The organism is uncultured Tessaracoccus sp., assembly GCF_947286155.1.
GTDB lineage: Bacteria > Actinomycetota > Actinomycetes > Propionibacteriales > Propionibacteriaceae > Arachnia.
Map to the genome: position 1 here is coordinate 1 of NZ_CAMYPD010000035.1, position 20517 is coordinate 20517.

Annotated in this window: 25 protein-coding genes and 2 pseudogenes; 9 read left to right on the forward strand and 18 right to left on the reverse strand. The window is 64.7% G+C overall.

Annotation, left to right across the window (positions count from 1 at the left end; translation table 11 throughout):
• The 14 genes from Q0X68_RS09420 to Q0X68_RS09485 form a co-directional block, all read right to left on the reverse strand.
• On the reverse strand, positions 1-311 hold a 311-nt coding region (locus tag Q0X68_RS09420; protein ID WP_297750755.1), incomplete at its 3' end, for a hypothetical protein.
• A gap of 26 nt (positions 312-337) precedes the next feature.
• Entirely contained in the window at positions 338-877 is a 540-nt protein-coding gene (locus tag Q0X68_RS09425) for a hypothetical protein (RefSeq protein WP_297750757.1), read from the reverse strand.
• Complete coding sequence (locus tag Q0X68_RS09430) at positions 877-1287, reverse strand: hypothetical protein (protein WP_297750760.1); 411 nt, start codon at positions 1285-1287, stop codon at positions 877-879. The genes Q0X68_RS09425 and Q0X68_RS09430 overlap by 1 nt, the downstream gene beginning before the upstream one ends.
• Positions 1288-1425: 138 nt before the next feature.
• Entirely contained in the window at positions 1426-1755 is a 330-nt protein-coding gene (locus Q0X68_RS09435; RefSeq protein WP_108870525.1) for a hypothetical protein, read from the reverse strand.
• Positions 1752-2141, reverse strand: a complete 390-nt coding sequence (locus Q0X68_RS09440) for a hypothetical protein (protein ID WP_297750764.1) — start codon at positions 2139-2141, stop codon at positions 1752-1754. The genes Q0X68_RS09435 and Q0X68_RS09440 overlap by 4 nt, the downstream gene beginning before the upstream one ends.
• Before the next feature lie 155 nt (positions 2142-2296).
• Positions 2297-2740 (reverse strand): hypothetical protein, encoded by a 444-nt coding sequence (locus Q0X68_RS09445; RefSeq protein WP_297750767.1) that lies wholly within the window; start codon positions 2738-2740, stop codon positions 2297-2299.
• A gap of 239 nt (positions 2741-2979) precedes the next feature.
• Positions 2980-3249, reverse strand: coding sequence for a hypothetical protein (locus Q0X68_RS09450; RefSeq protein ID WP_297750770.1), 270 nt, complete (start codon positions 3247-3249; stop codon positions 2980-2982).
• Between the two features lie 329 nt (positions 3250-3578).
• Positions 3579-4172 carry a Type 1 glutamine amidotransferase-like domain-containing protein gene (locus Q0X68_RS09455; RefSeq protein ID WP_297750773.1) on the reverse strand — a complete coding sequence of 198 codons (594 nt, stop codon included), beginning with the start codon at positions 4170-4172 and terminating at the stop codon, positions 3579-3581.
• 9 nt (positions 4173-4181) lie between these two features.
• Positions 4182-4511 (reverse strand): DUF952 domain-containing protein, encoded by a 330-nt coding sequence (locus tag Q0X68_RS09460; protein ID WP_297750776.1) that lies wholly within the window; start codon positions 4509-4511, stop codon positions 4182-4184.
• A gap of 4 nt (positions 4512-4515) precedes the next feature.
• Positions 4516-6156, reverse strand: a complete 1641-nt coding sequence (locus Q0X68_RS09465) for a CTP synthase (RefSeq protein WP_297750779.1) — start codon at positions 6154-6156, stop codon at positions 4516-4518.
• A gap of 31 nt (positions 6157-6187) precedes the next feature.
• Positions 6188-7843, reverse strand: coding sequence for an SWIM zinc finger domain-containing protein (locus Q0X68_RS09470; protein ID WP_297750782.1), 1656 nt, complete (start codon positions 7841-7843; stop codon positions 6188-6190).
• Positions 7844-8000: 157 nt separating this feature from the next.
• A complete protein-coding gene (locus Q0X68_RS09475) occupies positions 8001-8534 on the reverse strand; it encodes a GNAT family N-acetyltransferase (RefSeq protein ID WP_297750785.1) in 534 nt (177 codons plus the stop codon).
• Positions 8535-8630: 96 nt separating this feature from the next.
• Positions 8631-8861, reverse strand: coding sequence for a hypothetical protein (locus Q0X68_RS09480; protein WP_297750789.1), 231 nt, complete (start codon positions 8859-8861; stop codon positions 8631-8633).
• Between the two features lie 232 nt (positions 8862-9093).
• A complete protein-coding gene (locus tag Q0X68_RS09485; RefSeq protein WP_297750792.1) occupies positions 9094-10452 on the reverse strand; it encodes a hypothetical protein in 1359 nt (452 codons plus the stop codon).
• A gap of 44 nt (positions 10453-10496) precedes the next feature.
• Here Q0X68_RS09485 and Q0X68_RS09490 point away from each other — a divergent pair, with 44 nt between their 5' ends.
• The 7 genes from Q0X68_RS09490 (at position 10497) to mgtE (ending at position 17203) form a co-directional block, all read left to right on the forward strand.
• Entirely contained in the window at positions 10497-11666 is a 1170-nt protein-coding gene (locus Q0X68_RS09490) for a CHAT domain-containing protein (protein ID WP_297750795.1), read from the forward strand.
• A complete protein-coding gene (locus tag Q0X68_RS09495; RefSeq protein WP_297750798.1) occupies positions 11663-12958 on the forward strand; it encodes a hypothetical protein in 1296 nt (431 codons plus the stop codon). Before Q0X68_RS09490 ends, Q0X68_RS09495 begins: the two co-directional genes overlap by 4 nt.
• Positions 12955-13896, forward strand: a complete 942-nt coding sequence (locus tag Q0X68_RS09500; protein ID WP_297750800.1) for a hypothetical protein — start codon at positions 12955-12957, stop codon at positions 13894-13896. The genes Q0X68_RS09495 and Q0X68_RS09500 overlap by 4 nt, the downstream gene beginning before the upstream one ends.
• Before the next feature lie 80 nt (positions 13897-13976).
• Positions 13977-14534: a lipoprotein LpqH gene (locus Q0X68_RS09505; protein WP_297750802.1), complete on the forward strand. Its 558-nt coding sequence runs from the start codon at positions 13977-13979 to the stop codon at positions 14532-14534.
• A gap of 27 nt (positions 14535-14561) precedes the next feature.
• Positions 14562-14966 (forward strand): hypothetical protein, encoded by a 405-nt coding sequence (locus tag Q0X68_RS09510; protein ID WP_297750804.1) that lies wholly within the window; start codon positions 14562-14564, stop codon positions 14964-14966.
• Positions 14967-15068: 102 nt separating this feature from the next.
• On the forward strand, positions 15069-15731 hold the full coding sequence (locus Q0X68_RS09515) for an exonuclease domain-containing protein (RefSeq protein WP_297750807.1): 663 nt from the start codon (positions 15069-15071) through the stop codon (positions 15729-15731).
• A gap of 125 nt (positions 15732-15856) precedes the next feature.
• On the forward strand, positions 15857-17203 hold the full coding sequence (mgtE, locus tag Q0X68_RS09520) for a magnesium transporter (RefSeq protein ID WP_297750810.1): 1347 nt from the start codon (positions 15857-15859) through the stop codon (positions 17201-17203).
• Between the two features lie 76 nt (positions 17204-17279).
• Here mgtE and Q0X68_RS09525 read toward each other — a convergent pair whose 3' ends face one another.
• From Q0X68_RS09525 to Q0X68_RS09535, 3 genes are all read right to left on the reverse strand, one after another.
• Positions 17280-17408: a hypothetical protein gene (locus Q0X68_RS09525; protein ID WP_297750813.1), complete on the reverse strand. Its 129-nt coding sequence runs from the start codon at positions 17406-17408 to the stop codon at positions 17280-17282.
• A 207-nt stretch (positions 17409-17615) separates the two neighbouring features.
• Positions 17616-18131 carry a hypothetical protein gene (locus Q0X68_RS09530; RefSeq protein WP_297750816.1) on the reverse strand — a complete coding sequence of 172 codons (516 nt, stop codon included), beginning with the start codon at positions 18129-18131 and terminating at the stop codon, positions 17616-17618.
• 162 nt (positions 18132-18293) lie between these two features.
• Complete coding sequence (locus tag Q0X68_RS09535; protein ID WP_297750819.1) at positions 18294-19043, reverse strand: hypothetical protein; 750 nt, start codon at positions 19041-19043, stop codon at positions 18294-18296.
• Between the two features lie 91 nt (positions 19044-19134).
• Here Q0X68_RS09535 and Q0X68_RS13145 point away from each other — a divergent pair.
• Both Q0X68_RS13145 and Q0X68_RS13150 read left to right on the forward strand, forming a co-directional pair.
• A pseudogene (locus Q0X68_RS13145) lies at positions 19135-19225 on the forward strand (hypothetical protein); the annotation flags it as partial.
• A gap of 72 nt (positions 19226-19297) precedes the next feature.
• Positions 19298-19378: pseudogene (locus Q0X68_RS13150) on the forward strand (hypothetical protein); the annotation flags it as partial.
• A 140-nt stretch (positions 19379-19518) separates the two neighbouring features.
• Here Q0X68_RS13150 and Q0X68_RS09540 read toward each other — a convergent pair.
• Complete coding sequence (locus Q0X68_RS09540) at positions 19519-20505, reverse strand: ribonucleotide-diphosphate reductase subunit beta (RefSeq protein ID WP_297750822.1); 987 nt, start codon at positions 20503-20505, stop codon at positions 19519-19521.
• Positions 20506-20517 lie beyond the last annotated feature (12 nt).

The window sequence follows — 20517 nt, forward strand, 5'->3', positions numbered from 1 at the left end:
ACCCGCTCACTCTCACTACCCGTGAGCGGCTCTCGACCCAGGACCCAGTGAGTGTACGTGCCATCCTCGTGGGTAACACGAAGCTCGAGGGTCATGCACTCGGCGGTGCCGGCGCACTGAAGATAATTATCAAGAGACTCAGGATGCGCAAACTCCTCCGTAGACGGATAATGCCACAACACATAAGTGGTGGTCTTTCCAAGTTGCATACGCTGCATTCCAGGAAGGAAGCCGTACTCCATCTCGATCTCCGCTTGCACGGAGAGCTCTCCATCAATGGTTGCAGCAGGGAGCCATTCCACTGGAGACATTCGTTCTACATACCTTTCGTTGCGAGTCACGCCTTATCTGAAAGGATGACTTTGGTAATGACGATTTCCTTGCCATCAAGCTTGGCACGGGCAGGATTCTCTCGCGAGACTAGAGTATCGAATTCGCGCTGCTGGGGGGTGAGTCGGGCGTTGCCGCTCTTGACTTCAATAGCTGTGTAGGTGCCGTCCGGGTTCTTGGCGAGGCCATCATAGAAACGACCATGGTTCGATCCAGGAACAGTCGACTTGATTTGTCGCCTCTCGATGCGACCGTAGCGACGTTCCAGCAAATCGAGCCGTCGTTCTTCTGCCACCTTACCCCCGTTGGGTGCGTCACCGCCGCGGTAGGTTCCGTCGGCATTACGATCTGGGTACTTGGGATGAGGAGCTTTGGGATCGGTGTTCGGTTTGGACGTCGGGTGCGGCGCGGGCGGTGTCGCGTCGGCCTTGGGTTTCGGGCGAGGCGTGCGCGCTTTTGCAGGGATCTTCTTCCCCACCTCGAGACGGTCCACAACGGCTTTAGCGATCTTGCTGCTGCCCGACTTCGGGGCTTTCATCTTGGCCATCACGCAGTAGCCCCCAGCAGCTCGTTGATGGTCTGATCGATAATGAGGTTAATACCGGCACTCGCCCCCGTCCTGACAAGCACAGTCACAGCCGCAGATGCGCCACCGGAGATGATCGCTGCCGCCAAACTGATCGCATCAAGCAGGATCTTGCCGATTACCACCGCCCGCAGGGTCCGAATCAGCCCCGCCGCCAACTCGTAGGCCTCAGCGATCTTGGGCGCCGCGGATGCCATTGACCGTAGCGAATTGAGGTTGGAGTCACTGGAGGCCATGTACGCGGCAACCGCATCGGGAACCGGGCCCGCGTTGTTGTCGGTGACTTGCGCAAGCGAACGCTCCAACGTCGCGATCTGAGCTTCAGCCTCAGCGACATATCCAGACCACTGCGCGGCCCACTGATCGAGCACATTCTCGCTGGTCTTCGGCCACTCGTAGCCCAGATAGTTCAGGATCTCAATAACCCTTGTCTTTCAGCCACTGTTCAGGATTCAGCGGAATCTGGATGTCATCGAACGAGGGCCAATCATCCGGCCAACTGAACACCATCAGTACCACCTCTCCACCGCGCCAGCGATCGCAGCGTGATCATCCTCGGCGGCTCGAAAGTCCTTGCCCGTATCGACCAACGCATCGGCCTCACTTGCCAGACCCTCGCGCAAGGGTGCGATGAATCCATCTCGCATCACTTCGGAGAAAACGGTAAGCATCAACGAGACTGCTGCGTCCACCGTCGACGGGCCATCAGCCTCACACGCGCTCGGCTGCGTCGTCGCCGACACCACCTGATCGAGCGCGGACGGGGCACTCTGAGTGACATCGTCGTAACCCTTCGCGGCTCGGTTCCAGGAGTCGAAATCGATTCTGCGTTGGCTCATGATCGCGCCTCCGCGAGCCCCTGCACCCAAGCCTGGCCGAGCTTGGCTCGCGCCGCACCCAACGCTCCATAGAGCTCCTTCATCTCCGGAGTGTGAGTGCGGATATCCTCGAGCTCCCGCTCAGCCCACTCCTGGTACGCCTCATTCACGGTACGCTGAATCACGGCAGCGATGACATCAGCAAACTCATCCTCCAGCCACATCGGATCCAGAAGGAGCCCCTCAACTCGCCCCTGCCGGATCATGACGGACACCTCGCCGCCTGGAGAGCGTTTGTCGACGACGATGCCCTCCCTCGGGCGCTCACGGTGATCAGGCAACGCGGCGGCCTTACCCGCCGCCAAACCAATTTCCTCGAACGCTTCTGCCAGCAATGCTTCGCTCATAGACCAAAAGCGTAAAGCCTCACCGGGTCAACACGGCTCACAAGAGTAACGAACCATCACCTCGGATCCTCACGCACGCACGACATCCTCGGCTCCAGGTTGCTGTAGCGGTGGCCGGTGATACTCACAGCCGGTTATACGCGCGAGGGGCTGGTTCAGATGTCGAGTTCGCGGCGGTGAACCCATTCCGGAACAGTACGCTCACGGGCATACTGCTCAAACAAAGGAGCAGCCTGCTCAGCAGTCCACACCTCCTCTGGATGCACCATGGTCTGCCCCGTATCCCACACAACCCGCTCACTCTCACTACCCGTGAGCGGCTCTCGACCCAGGACCCAGTGAGTGTGACTGCCATCCTCGTGAGTAACACGAAGCTCAACAGTCATACACTCAGCAGTCCCCGCGCACTGAAGATAATTGTCAAGATACTCAGGATGCGCAAACTCCTCCGTAGACGGATAATGCCACAGGCAGTATGCGAAGTTGTTCTCAGCATCGAGCGACTGGAGAGGCCGTTCGTAGCCGACCATCTCTTCGAGCATCGCGGGCTGATGAGTGTTGCCATTCCAGGTAACGGCTGCATTGAGGACCATGGTCATTGATATCCCTTTCATCGTCTAGTTGGACCTAACGTTTCGACCGCCACACCGAGCTCCTGCAACGGCTCGAAGACGCTCGCATATGAACGACGCGAACCGTAGGCAGTGGCCCACGGAACGCCCTAGCTCACACGAGCCGGGCGCCAGAATCGTCGACGACGAGGGTGCAAGCGGAATCCTTCGACGCAGAAGACGTCCCATCCCTACCACCGGAGCGGCGGTACTCCAACGAGGCCCTGCTACGCGATCTGCTTGGCATACCGCTGGCGCGCCGCCTCACCTGACGTTCCGACGGTGGTTCCGATAGCCGCCCATGTCATACCCGCGTCTCGAGCGTGTTGAATTGCATCCACAAGGTGCCGCTCGGCATTAGACCTTTCGAGGACCGCAGCACGAAGCGCTTGCATCACATCGACATCGATCTCATCAGCATCGTTAGGCTCGTATTCCTCGAACTTCGATGCGAGGTCGTCAGCATGGGCAAGGATCTCTTCGAGAGTACGTGGCATCGTCATCACCTCAGGAATTTCTCGCGGGCCCGCATCGCGTGGACGATGACGATGGCGGTAGTGCCCTGAATGTAGCCAACCTCAAGCGTGGCGGCGGTTTGGCTTGCGCCGATGAGCATCGTAAACCCATCACCTAGATCCCATGCTCGGATCGGATTTCGGTAGGCATGGAGTGTGTCGTCTTCAGTCTGCTAATGTTTGAACGCCGACTGAGCGATGATCGGCTCGTCCAGGCATCCAAGCTACCTTGTTTGCCAGGGGTTATCTACACCCACACCCGGCCAGTCCTACGGGAATTCGAGGTGATCGACGCGAACGATGGCCCTAGCTCACACGAGATGGGCGCCGGAATCGTCGACGACGAGCGCCTGCTCGTCGCGCAGCAGCACGAGTGGCCATCGCCTGCCGTACCTCTCGACGGTACGGGCAATCATAGAAATCGTGTACGGTCCCGTCGTTCCCTGCGCGTGCGGCACCACCACGTGCTCGGTCAGTTCGAGGCCGCGGTAGTCGCTGAGGTCTGGGGCCGTCGTCGGGTCATCCATGATGGTTGCCGGCTCAATCGACGGACCTGCAACGATTGCCCCCGCCGACGAGCCGGCGTACGGTAGCCCTTCCTTGACAAGGGCTTTGACCATGGCTTCCGCGCCGGTGGAACGCAGCGCAAACAGCAGGTCGAAGGTGGATCCGCTGGCCACGTAGACGCTGTCGACGTGTTCGAGCGTTTCACGGATAGCGTCGACGGATGTCGTCGCGACTGTCACGTCAACCACCTCGCTACACAGCTTCGACACTGCCTCTCGCTCTGCGCGGGCGAATGACGCATTCCGCAGGCGCGCCGCGGCGTCGTCGATGTACGCCACCTTGTGGCCGAGGAAATCGCCCAGTTGAGCATGCAGGAACGACGCGAGAAACAACTTCATGCTGCGAGCCTACCCAGCCGTCACTGCAACGACGGCGCTCACCGGCAGCGGACCGCCATAGATGTGAGGATAGAGCTCGGAGTTCGGGTCCGACGGGTCGCCCGGCTCCATGCGTACGACGAGGCCCGCGTCGGCGAGCCGCTGCTCGTCGATGTGCAGCAGGAGGACGTCTTCAACGTCGGAAAACACCAGGCTCCGCACCCTGCGCACCTGCTCGTCGTTCTTCGACGCGTGGATGAAACCCTGCTCCGCCAGCGTGACGCCGCGCGTGGACATCGCATAGCGGCCGGAGGTTTGGGCGTCAGCCCAGTCCTCAGGGAGCGCGAGGTGAAACATCATGCTGTCAGCGTACGTCGCGCCGCGACCGTGAGCCCAGCGCCGCCTCGATGAGCGCCGCGAACAGCGGATGCGGACGCGTCGGGCGCGACTTGAATTCAGGATGGGCCTGCGTCGCCACGTAATACGGATGCACGTCCTTGGGGAGTTCCACGAACTCGACGAGTTCGCCGTCCGGGGAGGTTCCCGAGAAGACCAGGCCAGCCTCCTCGAGTTGCTGACGGTAAGCGTTGTTGACCTCATAGCGGTGGCGATGCCGCTCAGCGACGGCGGTGGTGCCGTACGCGTCGGCGACGATCGAGCCTTCGGTAAGCGTTGCCGCGTACGACCCCAACCGCATGGTGCCGCCTAAGTCTCCGTCACCCGCCACGACTGCATGCTGCTCGGCCATCGTGGCGATGACCGGGGCAGGCGCCTCGGGATCGAACTCGCTGGAGGAGGCACCGTCGATGCCAGCGAGGTTGCGGGCCGCTTCGATCACCATGCACTGCATCCCCAAGCACAGGCCGAGCGTCGGGATGCCGTGTTCGCGCGCATACCGAAGCGCGCCCAGTTTGCCTTCGACGCCGCGGATGCCGAATCCACCCGGCACGCACATCGCGTCGACGTCACGCAGTTGCTCGTCGGCTCCCTCGAGCGTCTCGCAATCGTCGGAGGCAACCCAACGGATGTGCACTCCTGCATCATGGGCGAACCCGCCAGCGCGCAGCGCTTCGGTGACGGAGAGGTACGCGTCGGGGAGGTCGATGTACTTGCCAACCAGCGCGACGGTGAGCTCCCGGCTCGGCTGCTCCACGCGACGCAGCAGGTCGCCCCAGACACTCCAATCGACATCACGGAAATGCAGGTTGAGGCAACGCACGAGGTACGCGTCGAGACCTTCGCTGTGCAGGACGCGCGGAATCTCGTAGATGCTCGACGCGTCGGCGCACGAGATCACGGCCTCCTCGTCAACGTCGCACATGAGGGCAATTTTCCGCTTCAATCCGACGGGCACCTCACGCTCGGCGCGACAGACGATGGCATCGGGCTGAATGCCGACCTGCCGCAATGCGGCGACGGAATGCTGCGTGGGTTTGGTCTTCATCTCCCCAGACGGCTTGATGTACGGCACGAGGGAGACGTGCAGGAAGAACGTGTTGGCACGGCCGACGCTCTGACGCACCTGGCGGGCCGCTTCGAGAAACGGCAGCGACTCGATATCCCCGACGGTGCCACCCAGCTCATGGATGACGACATCGACGTCGCCGGTGTCCATGGCAAGCATCCGCCCGCTGATCTCGTCGGTGATATGTGGGATGACCTGTACGGTGTCGCCGAGGTAGTCACCACGACGCTCTTTCGCGATGACGGTGGAATAGACCTTACCGGTGGTGACGTTCGCGTCGGCGGTGAGGTTGACGTCGAGAAAACGCTCGTAGTGGCCGATGTCGAGGTCGGTCTCGGCGCCGTCCTCGGTGACGAACACCTCGCCGTGCTGGAAGGGGTTCATGGTGCCGGGGTCCACGTTGAGGTAGGGATCCAGCTTTTGCATGGTCACGCGGAGCCCGCGTGCGACGAGGAGATTGCCGAGGCTGGAGGCCGTGAGGCCCTTACCGAGGGAGGAGACGACGCCTCCCGTAACAAAGACGTGTTTGGCTCTACTCACGGACCTCCAGCATAAGGGGATGCGACCGCCGTCAGTCCAACCTGTCCAAATGAGCTCTGAGCGACGGCCTGTTCGGGTATGCGCTTCGGATTTCGTCGATCAACGTCGGGCCTGCAGTGGCATCCCCCGATTCCCTATAGAGGCGATCGATGTGTTTGAGTTGCCGAGCAACCGACGCATATTTCGCGCTGTCCGCCACTCGCAGCGATTCCCACACGATGCGCGTCAACAATTCGGCTGCGTCCCGAGGACGTCCGTGGCTCTCGAACAGTTCGACAAGCCGCTCTCGCGAGCCCACATGCAGGTCCCCATCGTCGGCCAACTCTCGCGCGTTATCCCAGTCTTCGTCCTCGATGGCCAACTCAAGCAGCACCGACCTCGTCGTCCATGGCGTCGCCTCGGCAAGCGCTTGCGTACGGGCCCACGCGCGCGCCTGCTCAGGATCCGAGGCGTGTTCGACGAGGCAACGGTAGGCCTGGACAGAAAACTCGCGCAGGAATACGCGACGTGCAACGTCCTCGACCTCGTCCCCACGCCCGTCCTCGACGAGCGCCGTCACTGCCACCTGCAACGGAATATCGCGACCCATGAACGGACCAGAGCGCGCAACCGTAGTAATTCGTCCCGCGTCGATCGCCAGTTGCAGCGTCTGCATCGCGACCCTCTCGCGGTCATACTCTCGCAGCATGGTGAACAGCTCCCAGTACCGGCCCTGGTCGCGCAACAATCGAGCTGCCTGATCGATGTCTCCGGAAAGTTGCGCCGCCTGGAGTTGTAGTTCGAGGAGGTGAAAATCGGCCGGCTCCTCGGACGCAGTCAACACTTTCTCGAGTTGATTCCTCAGCGTTCGGAGCCCTTCGTCGCCCAGTGCGGGGGCGAACCATTGCAGCTCAAAGTTTGGCCATCCTGGGCTCGCTTGTTCGAACTTCACTAGCCACTTCGCCAGCCGGTTCGGGGCTGATGTTCCCTCGCTGCACGCACGCGCGTACAACCTCATAGCCAGATCACCGGCTGTCCCCAGCGAGCCAGAAGAACTGTCCGAACGCAGAATGATCGCACGGATGCGTTCCGTGGCTTTTTTGAACGACGGTGCCACCACGTCCGCTAAGCCCGCGTCGAGGTACTCCTCCAACGACTCCAAGTAGTCGATGAACCGCTCACCAAGCCTGTGGCCCTCCCAGTAACCAGATGCTCCACGGGTTCGGAAAAAGCTCGTAGTTTCCGACAGCAAGTGGTCGCGCAGTGCTTCGCCTCCACTTTGGATCGCTCGATCCATGGTGGCGCGTCGCCCCACCATCTCCCACACGCCGGGAAAAGTATCCATGGCCTGACGCAGTAGCCCCAGCAGTGATTCCTCGTCCTGGCGCGACAGATACTCAGCAATGATAGAAGCGGTGTCATCGTCCTCATCAGTCGACGCATCCTCGCCGTCGCTGAGCACCCATAACCCCAATGCCGCTTGATGCTTGCACATGCCATCCAGCGCGGCCGGGCAAGTGCAAAACCCGTTCAGACGCCCACCTCGCCAAGCCAAACTGACCTGGTATGGCGATGTGCCGTGGGCTACCGCCGTCGCTTCAGAGTCGCTGACGTCGATAGCCGACAATCTGCCGACATACTCCTCGGCACGCTCAAGCACTACTGGCCTGACGGCGTCGACAAGCATGTCCTCCGAGAGTTCGACCATGTGAAGACCCTACTTGAGTACTCACTGAGTGTCTGCGGTCCCACACGTCGATCGATGGGCGCACGGGTGGAGCCACACGTCGCAGCGACAAGGAATGCTGGAACCCACCTCTTTGCGTGGGTTCCAGCATTCTTTAGTCATTCAGCGCGATACGTCATCACGCGATCATCTCCATGGGCTCGAACGCCGGCTCTGGATCCGACCGAAGCCTGCCGTAGGTGTGCACGTCGACGCGCACTCCGTCGATGAGGAACTTCTCCCGCTCGGTGCCCTCCCGCACGAACCCTGCCCGGCTTGCCACTACCCCAGACGCTGGGTTGTTGACTCGATGCCCGAGCTCCAGACGCTCCAGCCCTCGCGTAGTCAATGCCCATTGCGCGACGGTGGCCGCCGCCGCGGAGGTCCATCCGCGTCCGCGCGCTTCGCTCGCCATCCAGTACCAGAACCAGCCGCTGCGATGCTCGTCGTCGACGCTCACGCACACCAAACCCACCAACGCGTCATCGACGACGACAGCCCACGGTTCGTGCGACGAGTTCGACGCGGTCAGGCGGTTCACGTAGCGTTCGGCCTCGTCCAGCGTCGACACATCGCCTTGTCGAGCCATGTCCGGGTTGGATTGGAACGCGGCAAGCACCGCAGAAGCATCTTCGCGACGGAGCCGTCGCAACGTTGGCTTGTTGGCATTCATGCGACACTCAGCGGGGTGTTAGTCTCCATCGCGCCACGCAGTGCACGCCAGTGCCGACGAGGTTCGTAGTGTGTCTGCAAGTTCATCCAAAACTCCTCAGTCGTCATCGGACAGGGCACCAGTTCCGAGATCCCATGCAGCGAACTCATCCCAGTACTCGGCGTCAGCAGCACGAAACGCGCGGCCGAACGCATCCATACGACGCCGACGCTCATGCTCATCCAGCAAGCTCTCAATTAACCCTGCAGCCGAAAGCCCGCGCTCCTGCGCTTCGTGATTGATGCGTTCCCGCAACTGGGTGGGTACCTTGATCGTCGTCATCCCCATGGGACAAGTGTAGAGATGAGTAGATGCCTGTAGCTACGGTTGTGCGGCCTATCCGCCTGGGTTCGACACGCGCTACGAATGAACTGATTCGCTCTGATGCGCACTGACGAACATGTGATCGGTAGGCCCACGCTGTACGCCAAGCTTTGCAAGAATCAGTTCAAATCCAACAGCCGTGGGGGGTGACGCAGTGCATTCAACCGCAGGAGGGGCCCGCGAGCCCACGCTGGGGTCACCGCGCCCCTACCCCCACCGGCAGCACGACGTCGCCAGCTCTGGCCTCGATCATCTCTCCCAGCAGCTGTTGCTCACCAAGCCTGAACGCAAGATCGAACGCGACGGCCACCGCGTGCTCGCTGTACTGCAGCGCGAGGTCCCGACGATCGGCCGCGTTTGCTGCGCTGCGGGCGTAGTGCTGCAGCGACGCTGCCGCTTCGCGCGCTTGGTCCAGCACGGTACGAAGCAGCTGGATGTTGGTGCCGTCGATGTGCTGGTGCCACTGCGCCACGTATTCGGCCACCACCGCCCTGATTCGTGGCAGCTGGAGTGGGAATTGGCCGTCAGCCGCAAGCGCAGCCGCTTCGTCGAGGCTTGCCAGCGCGGCATGATGCAGGTGCAAGCCTTCCTCACCACCGGTGGCAAGCGCGAGGTCCTGGGTGACAGCAGCGAGTCTGGAGAGCGCACGCACGACGGCGTCCGGCTCGCGCTCTGCGCGCATCTCAGCCAGGTGTTCCGTGGCCGCCTGCCGTGCCTCGACGAGGCTCGCGTCGACGTGCAAGGCGGCCAATCGGGCATGGGCGGCCAGATCGCGGTGGCGTGCGGAGGCACGCTCGTCGACGGAGTCCGCATAGGCTGCGAGCCCCGCCGCCGACCCCTCGTGCTGACGCAGCATTCCAATATGGGCCCGCACCTGCCGCAGTGCGAGCTGCTCCTCGAGCGCGGCGGGAGCGAGCCCTTCCGCCCTTGCCGCGGCGCGTTCGGCGTCGTCAAGGCGCCCTGCCATCAAGTACGCCTGCGCGAGCCCGGTCATCACCGTCGACAGTCCCTGCGGCTCCTCGCGACGAAACAGCTCCACCGCACGCTCATACCCAGCCACCGCCCCGACGAAGTCCTCGCTGGCCAGCGAGGACGCGGCAGCCAGGGTGATGCTGCGACGCAGTCGCCCTGCCGGGTCGAGCGTGTCCGGGGCCAGGTCCAGGCACCGCTGGCCCAACTCGGCGGCGCGCTCGAAGTCACCGACGGATTGGTCGAGCTGAGCGCGCGTGAACACGAGCGCCCATTCCTGGTCTGCATGGCGCCGACGAGCATCATCGTCAGCGACGAAGGCCCCCAGCCTCTCGAGACAGCCCTCGGCGACGTCGAGTTGGCTGCGCGCACCTTCCACATCCCCAGCATGGAGCAGCGCATGATGCTGCATGAGAGCAACGCGCATCGTGGCGTCGTCGCGCGAATAGGGATCCTCGATGCGCTCAGCCCATTCCGAGACCTCACGCAACCGTGCTTGCCAGCGCAGGTCTCCAGCCGAGAACATCTGCGCAATTGCAGGAAGAGCATCACGGACGCGGGCTGCGTCGGGAGTGAGTTCTCGCATACGTTGTATTGTGCCCGAGGAAAGGCCTTGCCATGACCCCAACGATGCTTCTCACTTACGCGCAGACCGACACCATCTATCTCACCTGGCGTTGGGCCGACGGTGGACCCACTGGCGCCGCCCGCCTCCACCCAGATGTGCTGGCGTCGGTGCCCGCATTGTTGGCTGCCACCCTGCCCGACTCCCAGCCTGGCGAAGATGCTGCTGACGCGATTCAGCGGGCGTCGTCGAGCTGGCTCGGCTCGCCCGAGGGCAGCGATCAACTCGGCGACCAACTCGCTGATGCACTCCTTCCGGGCGAGGTGGTCATGATGCTCCTCGGGCGCACACCCGTCGACGGCCCACGGCCACGGCTGGTGGTCACGCCATGTCCTGCCCTCGCACAGGTGCCGTGGGCGTTGCTGTGCGTAAGGCTCTCAGGGGACGGACAGCAGCGGGCTCTGCTGCCAACCATCGCGACGATCTGCGGCGGAGTTCCACGAGCCGCCCTGGCTGCAGCCCGACCGGGGGCGAGCGGGAGCACGACCGTCGCGGTGTTGGACCCGCGGGTTCCGGGGCAGCCTGCCAACGGTCCGCTGGGTTCGGTGCTCGGGCGGCCCTCCCCCGACGATCCCCTCGCCGCCCTGCTAAACCCTGCCGTGGTCCCGCAGGCGGCCTCGTACCCGGAGTTGGTCCGCCGCACTGATCTCGACCGCGACTGGCTGCGCGCTGCCTGCGCCGACGCGGGCCGGCTGCTGTTCATTGGGCACGTGAGTGGTGCCGGCCTCGACGACGCAACGGGCGAGAACTCGTCGCTGCACCTGTGTTGCCGCGACGACGCCGGCACCCATCGACCACTTCGCGCCATCGACGTCGCCACCGACGACACGTGGCGGATGCCTTCGCGCGTGGCGCTGATCGGTTGCGCCTCCGGCTCTGATTTCAGGCATTCCGAACCGCTGGGCTGGGCACTCGCGTCGGTGCTCGCCGGGGCACGGATCGTTACCGCGGCCTTGTGGACGCTACCCACCGACGCAGCCCTGCCGGGGCAGCCCTTCCGACGCCTGGTGCTCGCCATCGACGAGGCGCATCGCTCCGACGACCCTGCCTCCACGCTCGGCGAGTGGCAAGCAGAGCAGGCACACGCATGGCGCGAGACTGGCGACGCAGCCCACTCACCGCTGCTGTGGGCATCCCTGATGACGTGGACCGCCGACGTTGAGGAGGCCTCGTGAACACCGTCCCGCCCGCCGTCGCTGCTCCCGCTGCGCTGCGCCCACGCGCCGCCGTGCTGCAGGAGGCGTGGGATGCCGTCGGAGTAGATGCTCCGGCGTTCGTCGGACGCTCGGGCCAGCTGCTCGCCCGAGCGGTGAAATGCCTTGTCGACCCGCTGGTGCTCCGGCCGCGCGCCAATCGTTCCCTCGCGCAGGCGCTCCTCGGGCCAGACGACGCCGCGCAGGTCCGCGCCCTGATCGCTGAGGCTGAGCCCGTACTCGTCGACGCCAGCCGCTGGTTCCCGCTGCTGAGGGCCGAGCGACGTCGTCTCGCTATCACCGACGGCAACGTGCAGGAGCTCTACTTCCCGCGAGCATTCGAGCTGGCGACGATCCATGGCGCTCCCGGCGTTGATGCGAACGAGTTGTGCCGCGAGGCGCTCGGCGAGATTCACACTTCCGCTTCGGCTTCCGAGAGCGCGGGCCTCTTCAACGATCCTGCTGAGGCTGCCCGTCTTGAATCAATCCTGGCCGAAGGGTGGAAGACCGACGACGAGCCTCCCGCCATGCAAGCGTTGGCCGACGCAGTCCTCGCTGTCTGCGTCGAGGAGCCGGGAGCGTGGGAGGCGCTGCTGAGTTCGGACTTCGCACGGCAGCTTGGCGCGGCGGCCCGATCCCGCGAGGGATTGGTCCAAGGCTTGCTCGAGGCGTGCGAGGCGGATGCTCGCGCGAAGGTGTCCGCCGACGATCCGCTTCGGCCACCACCACTGGCGACGGAGCGCAGCACGCTGGTGCTCGACCGCTCGATCGCGAGCCGACTGCGGGCAGCCCTGCGCCGCCACCGCGCCGAGGGCGAGCGGATCACGGCCGAGGAAGCACTGGATGATGAACTAGCGCGCGCGGTGGAGGGCTGGGGGCTGCACGACCAAGCGCTCGGGGCGGCCTTCGTCGTCGGCATCGTGCTCGCAGCGCACATCAACCCTCTCGCGGATCTTCCGCTGCACGCCGCACCGAGCCTCCCGGCGGCTGTGCAGGCCCGCCTCCGGAAGGAAGCATACGTGCTACATCAGCGACGGCTGCTCGCCAACGATGGACCAATTCACGCTTGCCAGCAGCGAGTGATCGACGAATTGCGAGAGTTCTGGCGGCCCTATTCGAGTCGCCTGTGGGCGCGCCTGCACGGATGGGACATCACTGGGCAAACCGTGGAAGACCAGGACGAGGTGGCTACGCTGCTCACCGGCGTCGCCCGCTCTGTGAGCATGGATCACCGCGAACGCATCCGGCAGGCACTTGAACGGGAGGCAGCATGAGGTTCGAGCTGCGCAATGGGCTGTGGACGTTGGGTGAGCCCGTCGTCGGGCCGCCCCCGATGACGCTCGCCGTGGAGGCTGCAGGCGCGGTGCTGGAATGGCCGCTGGGAGCAGCACCGGATGCCGCACCGACGATCACGTTTCTCGATACAGACGAGGCCTACTGGCTGTGGCGCCTCGTCGGGGAGGACGGGCACGCGCGACTCCTCGTCGCCGTTGCTGCTGCCACACCCATCGATCTCGAGACGGCGTTCGACGACGACCTACGCTTGACTCTCCACCGGCTCGGCCACGCGCTCTGGGCACGGGCATGGTGGCCCGCCAGCCGGGTCGACGGGCTGCCCGACCTGCCGGATTCGCTGCTGCTCGACGACATCGTCGCCCTCTGCGAGGTGTTGGAGCCCATACTCGGCGACGTGCTCCCCGACGATCAGCCAGCAGCCCCGACGCTCCCGCGACGCACCGAGTTCGCCCTCGCCGCGAGCGGTGACACCGCAGAGGCGCACGCTGAGCCGCTCGCGTCGGGAGCGGCACCGCTCAGTTGGCAGGGCGTTCCAGCAGGCGTGTTCGACGCAACCGAGCACCCGGTGCGATGGTCCGTCGAAGCCCATAACGACGTGGAGTTGACCGTCCGGGTGACGCTCGCTGACCCGGCTCGACGCTCCGCGCAGGGTATCGCCGTCGCGGCCGAGGTGCCGGGGTTGCCTCCAGCGACGGGGCATCTGGACGAGCGCGGACAGGAGGTGCTGACGCTGCCCCTGGCTCCGCGCGATGCCTGGACGCAGGACTGGGATGCGCTGGATGTGCGGGTTGGCGTCGGAACACCTGAGCCCCGCTCCATGCGTGACGCCATACGCGCCCACGCGCGGGCACGACTCGCTACTCAGGATGCGTTGTCGCTTGCTGCTGAGGAGTTCCTGCGTCAGCTCGATTATTGAGCCGCTAGCAACTTGTGATCGGTAGCCAGGAGCGCTCCTTACCTTGGAATTACAAGGAACAATCCAACAAAGGAGCAACCATGAAACGCACCATCCTCACCCTCAGCATCACTGCACTGGCCGCCATGAGCCTCACCGCTTGCGGAGCCCAGGACAACGCCGGTTCCGAGAAGCCCGCAGACAAGGAGTCCGCCGCCGCGCCCGCCAGCGAGAAGCAGGAAGAGGCCAAGGCCGAGTCTGACAAGGCGAACGAGGAGAACGCCACCAACGTCGACGACGTATCGACCGGCGGAAGCTACACGGCGACGCTCGCTGGCGAGGAGTTCACCGTCGACGAAAGCCAGGTCGTGTGCACGGATGCAGCCGGAGCCATGAACATCGCGGTCGGCCCCACCAACCCCAGTGGGGAAGCGAAAGCCATCGCCGTCGTCATCAAGGACGACAAGGTGACGGCCTTGACGATGGGCTCGGCCGAGGGCAAGGGCATCACCTACGCACCTGAGGCAGGGCAAGGTAGCGCCACGGTCAAGGCCGACGGCAAGTCCTACACGATCACTGGCGAGGGCATGTTCGTCGATGTTGCCAACCCCGGGGTGCCAGAGCTCAAGCCCTTCGAACTCCAGGTGAACTGCGGCTGACCAGCCGCTTCGCAGGAAAGGAACACCATGGGACTCTTCGACCAGTTCAAGCAAGCATTCACGAAGGACAACCTGAAGCAGGGCCTCTCCTCAGGGTTCCAGTCCGCCGGCGAGTCGCTACGCAACCCGCAGGGCGCCATGGCGGACGCCGCAACGGCGAACGCCTTCGGACAGGAATTGCGCAGAATCCGGGAGAACGGTTTGCAGGGAGAGTGCACCATGCGCGCACTCCACGACACCTCCGAGCCAGCACCGGCGGGCAACGACTGGAAGGTGCTCGAGGCGGAGATCCGCTTGCCTGGGCGCGAGCCGTACGTCGCTTCGATGCGCCAGCTCGTGCCGCGAGGCTTTGAGGAGCAGTACGCCGCGGGAACGGTGTACAAGGTGGCCGTCGACCCGAACGATCCCAACAGGTTCGCGTTCCTCGGCTGAGCAGGTGCGCCCGGAGAAGCCGTCAGTCCCGTCAGTGCCGACACGTAGAGTGTTTCACGTGCAGGGCGATGGCTGCCTTCGGTGCAAGTGCGAGGAGTGACAATGAGCTGGGACGGCGTGGAGTTCGTCGGATTCGACACCGAGACGAGCGGGCCTGACCCGTCGTCGGCAGAAATCGTGACGGCGTGCGTCGGGGCGCGGGAATGGATCCTGCGCCCCACCGCGCCCATCCCACCAAGTGCCGTCGCTATCCACGGCATCACCACCGAACAGGCCACGGACGCCGGCATCGATCACGCCGCCGGCGTCGCCCAGATCCGCGACGCGCTGTACGACGTGTGGGCAGCAGGCGCCGTGTTGTGTGCCTTCAACGCCACCTATGACTTCACGCTGCTGGCGAGGGAGTGCGAGCGGTACGGGCTCGGTCAGCTGGAGGTCCGTGGCCCCATCCTCGATCCATACGTTATTGACAAGGCCGTCGACCGCTTCCGACGGGGCAAGCGCCAGCTGGTCGACGTCGCGGCGCACTATGGCGTGCAGCTTTCCGACGACGACGCGCACGGCGCCCGGGCCGATGCGCATGCGGCGGCAGAGCTAGCGCGCAAGCTGGCCCGCAACCTAGAGTCGCCATCGACGGCCAACGCGCAGCAGGCGAAGTGGTACCGCGATCAGCGGGAGTCGTTCGCGCAGTGGCTGGCCAGCAAAGGGAACAAGGCGGAGGCCGACGAGGTACTGCGGCGCCTCGAGTGGCCGGTGCAGCACTGACGCCCGCAGGCAGCCACTCGTTTCCCAGCGCTGTGGGGCATGCGCGGATGAGCACTGAGCGTTGTTCCGTGGCCTGCTGAATATACTTCAGCGAGGTCTGGAACTTTCGTACGAGAGGAGCAGTCTTGTCCACGCTTGAGGTGATCAGCGAACGCAAGCTGTATGCGGCGCTGCGTGACAACGACGTCTCCACACTGTCGCACATGCTGTCCCACTGCTCCACGGAGCAGGCCGAGTCGTTCATGTCGCGCCTCAACAAGGAGCAACGAGCGCTGCTGTACCGCTCCCTCCCGAAAGACACAGCCGCTCAGGTATTCGACCTACTCGACCCCGTCGTGCAAGCCGAACTGCTGCGGGGGCTCCGTGCGCCCGAGGTGACGTCGGTATTCGTCGATATGGATCCCGACGACCGCGCCGAGCTTCTCGATGAACTGCCCGCATCCGTCGCTGCCCGCCTTGTCGCCAGCCTGCCCGCGGATGAGCGCGAACTCACCGGCATCGTGCTCGGCTACCCGGATGGCTCCATCGGGCGTCGCATGAGCCCCGAGCTCATCACGCTGAGGCCTGCCATGACAGTGGCGGCTGCGATGGACCAGGTGAAAGCCCATCTAGACGATGCGGAGTCGATCTACACGCTGCCTGTCGTGGAACCCGACCGCACACTCGCCGGCGTCCTCAGTCTGAGGGACCTCATGCGTGCGTCAGCCGACACCCAGCTCGGCGCGATCATGCAGAACGCAGACTTCGCGGTAGCCACCGAGCCTGCGGAGAAGGCGGCCCGACGCTGTGCCGACCGCAAGCATCTTGCGTTGCCAGTGGTGGATCACGAGCAACGCCTGGTAGGGCTACTCACCGTTGACGACGCGCTTCAGGTGCTTGAAGAGGCTGATTCAGAGGACCAGGCGCGTATCTCAGGTTCTGAGCCGCTGCGTCGGCCCTACCTGGCCACGCCCGTGCTGGAGATTGTGCAGTCCCGCGTCGTGTGGCTGCTGGTGCTCGCGATCGGCGCGACGCTCACGGTGCAGGTGCTGGAGAGTTTCGAGGCGACGTTGTCCCAGATGGTGGTGCTCTCGGTGTTCATCCCGCTGCTGATCGGCACCGGCGGCAACACCGGCAACCAGGCCGCCACGACGGTGACCCGCGCCCTGGCGTTGGGTGACGTCGAGCCCCGTGATGTGCTGAAGGTGCTCTTTCGAGAGGTGCGCGTCGGTGCCCTGCTGGGGCTGCTGTTGGGGCTGCTTGGCCTCGTGCTGACTGGCCTCGTCTACGGGTGGGACATCGGTGGTGTGATCGGGCTCACGCTGCTGAGCATCTGCACGCTGGCCGCCACCGTCGGCGGAGGCATGCCGCTGATCGCGAAGAAGCTCGGCATCGACCCGGCCGTGTTCGCCAACCCCTTCATCACCACCCTCGTGGATGCGTCGGGGCTCGTGATCTACTTCCTGATCGCGAAGTCGCTGCTCGGGTTGTAGTCCGCGCGGTCGCGGTGTCCGGTCGGAGCCAACTCGTGCGCAGCGCCTCCGGCAGACCCCGGTCCTCGTCAGACCCTTACCGGGCCGCGGCATCCAACAAGGCGATGATCTCCGCCACCTGCGCGGCACGCATCGACTCCGTCGCATGCGCCATCGCCGCGAATGCCATCGCTGCACCGTCGTAGACCATCAAGCTCACCCCCATCGATCACTCGATTACACAGTCAGTACTACCCGTTCAGGTGTGCGATACAAGAGGGCCACGCTTACGGTTTGGTGAACATTTCTGGGGGAGGGTCCCTGCGCCTCGCACCACATTTCGACAAGGCCGCTACGCGGCCTGCTCAATGGTCAGGGGGCGCGAAGCCTTCGGCGGCCACTCGACGATCGGGGGACTCCGTGACCAGCGACCTCACGCTCCGCCAGCGCCTCCCCGCTGGGCCGAGCGCAGGTCCTGGACGAGGCGCGGGGTGCGCCACTCGCCGACGCGTGCGAGCCACTGCGTCACGGGGTAGGCGAGGCGGGCGACGTAGTAGTTTACGTACTCGACGACGCCGAACAGCCAAGCGATCACGGCGAGCACGCCGATGTGCGCTCGGGCCGGCCACCACAGCGCGACTGCCGCGAGACCCGCGAGGAGCAGCGCCACGTTCGCGACCCGCAACGCGGAGAAGGTCACCGCAAGGGATCTCGGCATCGGTGACACCTTGACCCACGAACGGGCCAGCAGCCAGTACGCACCGCCCTGCAGGAGCACGACGACCAACGGCGCCAGACCGCCCCAGAGCGCCGGGGCCTCACCGGGCTCGAGGCGCGGCTGCACCGTCGTGATGGCAAGGACACAGAACAGCGCGGCCGCGACGAGTTCGCCCACGCCCAGCTTCAGGTACTGCTGACGGAGTTGCTGCCTGCGATCCGAGTCGGCCATGTCGCCACGATAGCGAGGCCGCGGGGCGCGGATTCCGGGAAGGGCGCCGGATCTCGACTCGCCGGTTCCGCCGTCGGCTGATTTCGATACTGCCCTACGGGCCTACTCGATCATCGGGGGCGGCGCGGAAAGCCTACTCAATCCCCCGGGGGCGGCGCGGCGTCAGGCGCCGACGCCGGCCGTCTCGCCGGCGGCGAAGTCCCAGTAGCGCCGGGCGATCGCGGGGTCTGCGGCGTCCCGGGACCGGCCGACGATCGTCGGCCGCCCACGGAGCTGGAGGGGACCGTCGGGGCCGATGAACGAGCACGCGGGCAGCTCCTGCGTGGCGGCGAAGAGCGTGGGCAGCGCGCCCTGCTCGACGGGGTTGGCGAGCCGGGTGGCCAGCGGCGTCAACAGCGCGGACCCGAGGCGCGTCCTCATCGGGTTGCCCACCCGCGTGAACGACCACCCGGGGTGCGCGCACTGCACGTCGACGGCGCTCCCCCGCGCCTCGAGCCGCCGCGACAGGGCACCGGCCCACAGCAGGTCCGCCAGCTTGGACTGCCCGTACGCCTGCATACGCCGGTAGCGGCGATGGCGGAAGTAGGGGTCGTCGAAGTCGAACGGCCCGAAGCGGTGCGCCAGCGAAGCGACGACGACCACCCGGCGCCGCACGCGGTCCAGGATGAGGTCGGTGAACAGGTACGGCGCCAGCGCATTGACCCCGAGGTGCCACTGAAGCCGTCCTCGGTCTCCGTCCTCGTCACGGGGGATCCGCCGGCGTTGTTCACCACGACGTCCACCTCGCCCACCTGCTCGGCCACCTCGCGCACAGAGCCCAGCGACGACAGGTCGAGCCGCACCACGTCGGCCCCTCCGAGCGACGAGCAGGGTCCCGTCGGGACCGACGTGGGTGATGGGCGGCCTGCTCACGCTGCACTACGTCAATCGCGCGTTCATCTACCCGTGGCGCACCCGCACGCGCGGCAAGACGATGCCGCTCACCATCATCGTGCTCTCGACGATCTTCAACACCGTCAACGGCACCTTCCTCGGCGCGGACCTCATGGAGCTCAACCGCCCGGCCGAGTGGTTCGCGGACCCGAGGTTCGTCGTCGGACTCTGCATCTTCTCCCTGGGCATGGCCCTCAACTGGCACAGCGACGGCGTCCTCCTCCGCCTGCGCGCGCTCCAACCAGCGCTGGTACCACGAGAAGTTCCCCGACTACCCGAAGGAGCGGCGGGCGCTCGTCCCCGGCCTCTGGTGACTCGGCCGGCGCCTACCCCAGCGCCGCGCGGTACCCCTGGCCCCACGGCTTCAGGCTCGCCAACACGGGGGCAGACGCACGGAGCACGTCGGCGAGCGCATCTCCGTCCACTCACGCGGGGCCGCAGTGTCGTCAGGGCGCTACGAACCCGCCCGGGCGTTGACCTCGTAGGAGGTGTTCGTCGCCTCGAAGAAGTTGACGAGCTGCAGGGTGTCGTTGGCCGTCGCCATCCATTTCGCGGGGTTCGCGACACCAAACTCCGGCTCGAAGCCGAGCTCCTCCAACCGCCGGTCAGTGAGGTATTTGACGTAGTCGTTCACGATATCCGCATTCACGCCGACGATGCCGGTGGGCAGCAGGTCGCGGTTGTACGCTTCCTCCATCGCCACCGCGTCGACGATCATCTGCCGGATCTCGGCGGCGAACTCGTCGGTGGCCACCTCCGGATTTTCCTCGAGCACCGTGAGGATCAGGTTGATGCCGAATTGCAGATGGAGCGATTCGTCGCGCACGATCCAGTCGATCAAGGAGCCGAAGTTGCGCAGCAGGTTCCGCTGCCGGAAGGACAGGGCCACCATGAAGCCGGAATAGAACCAGATTCCCTCGAGAATGATGTTGTACGCGACGAGATTGCGGACGAAGTCCTGTTTGCCCTCGACGGTGGAGATGTCGAGCGTGTCAGAGGTCATTCGGGTGATGTACTTCACCTCGAACGCTTCCTTCGCCGCCATGCTCGGCACCTCGACATGCGAGGAATAGGCCTTGTCACGGTCGATTGGGAACGTCTCGAGGACGTACTCGAACGCCATGCAATGGTTGGCTTCCTCCCACATCTGTTTCGCGAGGTAGAGGTGACACTCGGCTGCACCCACGTACGGATAGACGCCGAACGCGAGGGCCTTGTTGACGAGCAGCTCGTTGGGGTTGAAGTAGCTCATCAGGTAGGTGAGCGCGTGCCGCTCGTCGTCGGTCATCCGGTGGAAGTCGGCGAGGTCCTCGTCGAGCTGGATTTCGTTGGGGAACCATGTGTTGGCTACCGCTTGCTCGTACAGGTCGTACGCCCATTGGTAGGTGACGGGCTTCAGCAGCAGTCCTTCTTGAATGCCGGTGCCGAGGATGGAAGTCATCGCATTGCCTTT

Bases quoted from the DNA above. Each gene is read 5' to 3' on its own strand.
- Q0X68_RS09425 (WP_297750757.1), bottom strand. From the start codon at position 877: ATGGCCAAGATGAAAGCCCCGAAGTCGGGCAGCAGCAAGATCGCTAAA.
- Q0X68_RS09435 (WP_108870525.1), bottom strand. From the start codon at position 1,755: ATGAGCCAACGCAGAATCGATTTCGACTCCTGGAACCGAGCCGCGAAG.
- Q0X68_RS09440 (WP_297750764.1), bottom strand. From the start codon at position 2,141: ATGAGCGAAGCATTGCTGGCAGAAGCGTTCGAGGAAATTGGTTTGGCG.
- Q0X68_RS09445 (WP_297750767.1), bottom strand. From the start codon at position 2,740: ATGACCATGGTCCTCAATGCAGCCGTTACCTGGAATGGCAACACTCAT.
- Q0X68_RS09450 (WP_297750770.1), bottom strand. From the start codon at position 3,249: ATGCCACGTACTCTCGAAGAGATCCTTGCCCATGCTGACGACCTCGCA.
- Q0X68_RS09455 (WP_297750773.1), bottom strand. From the start codon at position 4,172: ATGAAGTTGTTTCTCGCGTCGTTCCTGCATGCTCAACTGGGCGATTTC.
- Q0X68_RS09460 (WP_297750776.1), bottom strand. From the start codon at position 4,511: ATGATGTTTCACCTCGCGCTCCCTGAGGACTGGGCTGACGCCCAAACC.
- Q0X68_RS09470 (WP_297750782.1), bottom strand. From the start codon at position 7,843: ATGGTCGAACTCTCGGAGGACATGCTTGTCGACGCCGTCAGGCCAGTA.
- Q0X68_RS09475 (WP_297750785.1), bottom strand. From the start codon at position 8,534: ATGAATGCCAACAAGCCAACGTTGCGACGGCTCCGTCGCGAAGATGCT.
- Q0X68_RS09480 (WP_297750789.1), bottom strand. From the start codon at position 8,861: ATGGGGATGACGACGATCAAGGTACCCACCCAGTTGCGGGAACGCATC.
- Q0X68_RS09485 (WP_297750792.1), bottom strand. From the start codon at position 10,452: ATGCGAGAACTCACTCCCGACGCAGCCCGCGTCCGTGATGCTCTTCCT.
- Q0X68_RS09490 (WP_297750795.1), top strand. From the start codon at position 10,497: ATGCTTCTCACTTACGCGCAGACCGACACCATCTATCTCACCTGGCGT.
- Q0X68_RS09500 (WP_297750800.1), top strand. From the start codon at position 12,955: ATGAGGTTCGAGCTGCGCAATGGGCTGTGGACGTTGGGTGAGCCCGTC.
- Q0X68_RS09505 (WP_297750802.1), top strand. From the start codon at position 13,977: ATGAAACGCACCATCCTCACCCTCAGCATCACTGCACTGGCCGCCATG.
- Q0X68_RS09510 (WP_297750804.1), top strand. From the start codon at position 14,562: ATGGGACTCTTCGACCAGTTCAAGCAAGCATTCACGAAGGACAACCTG.
- Q0X68_RS09515 (WP_297750807.1), top strand. From the start codon at position 15,069: ATGAGCTGGGACGGCGTGGAGTTCGTCGGATTCGACACCGAGACGAGC.
- Q0X68_RS09525 (WP_297750813.1), bottom strand. From the start codon at position 17,408: ATGGGGGTGAGCTTGATGGTCTACGACGGTGCAGCGATGGCATTCGCG.
- Q0X68_RS09530 (WP_297750816.1), bottom strand. From the start codon at position 18,131: ATGGCCGACTCGGATCGCAGGCAGCAACTCCGTCAGCAGTACCTGAAG.
- Q0X68_RS09540 (WP_297750822.1), bottom strand. From the start codon at position 20,505: ATGACTTCCATCCTCGGCACCGGCATTCAAGAAGGACTGCTGCTGAAG.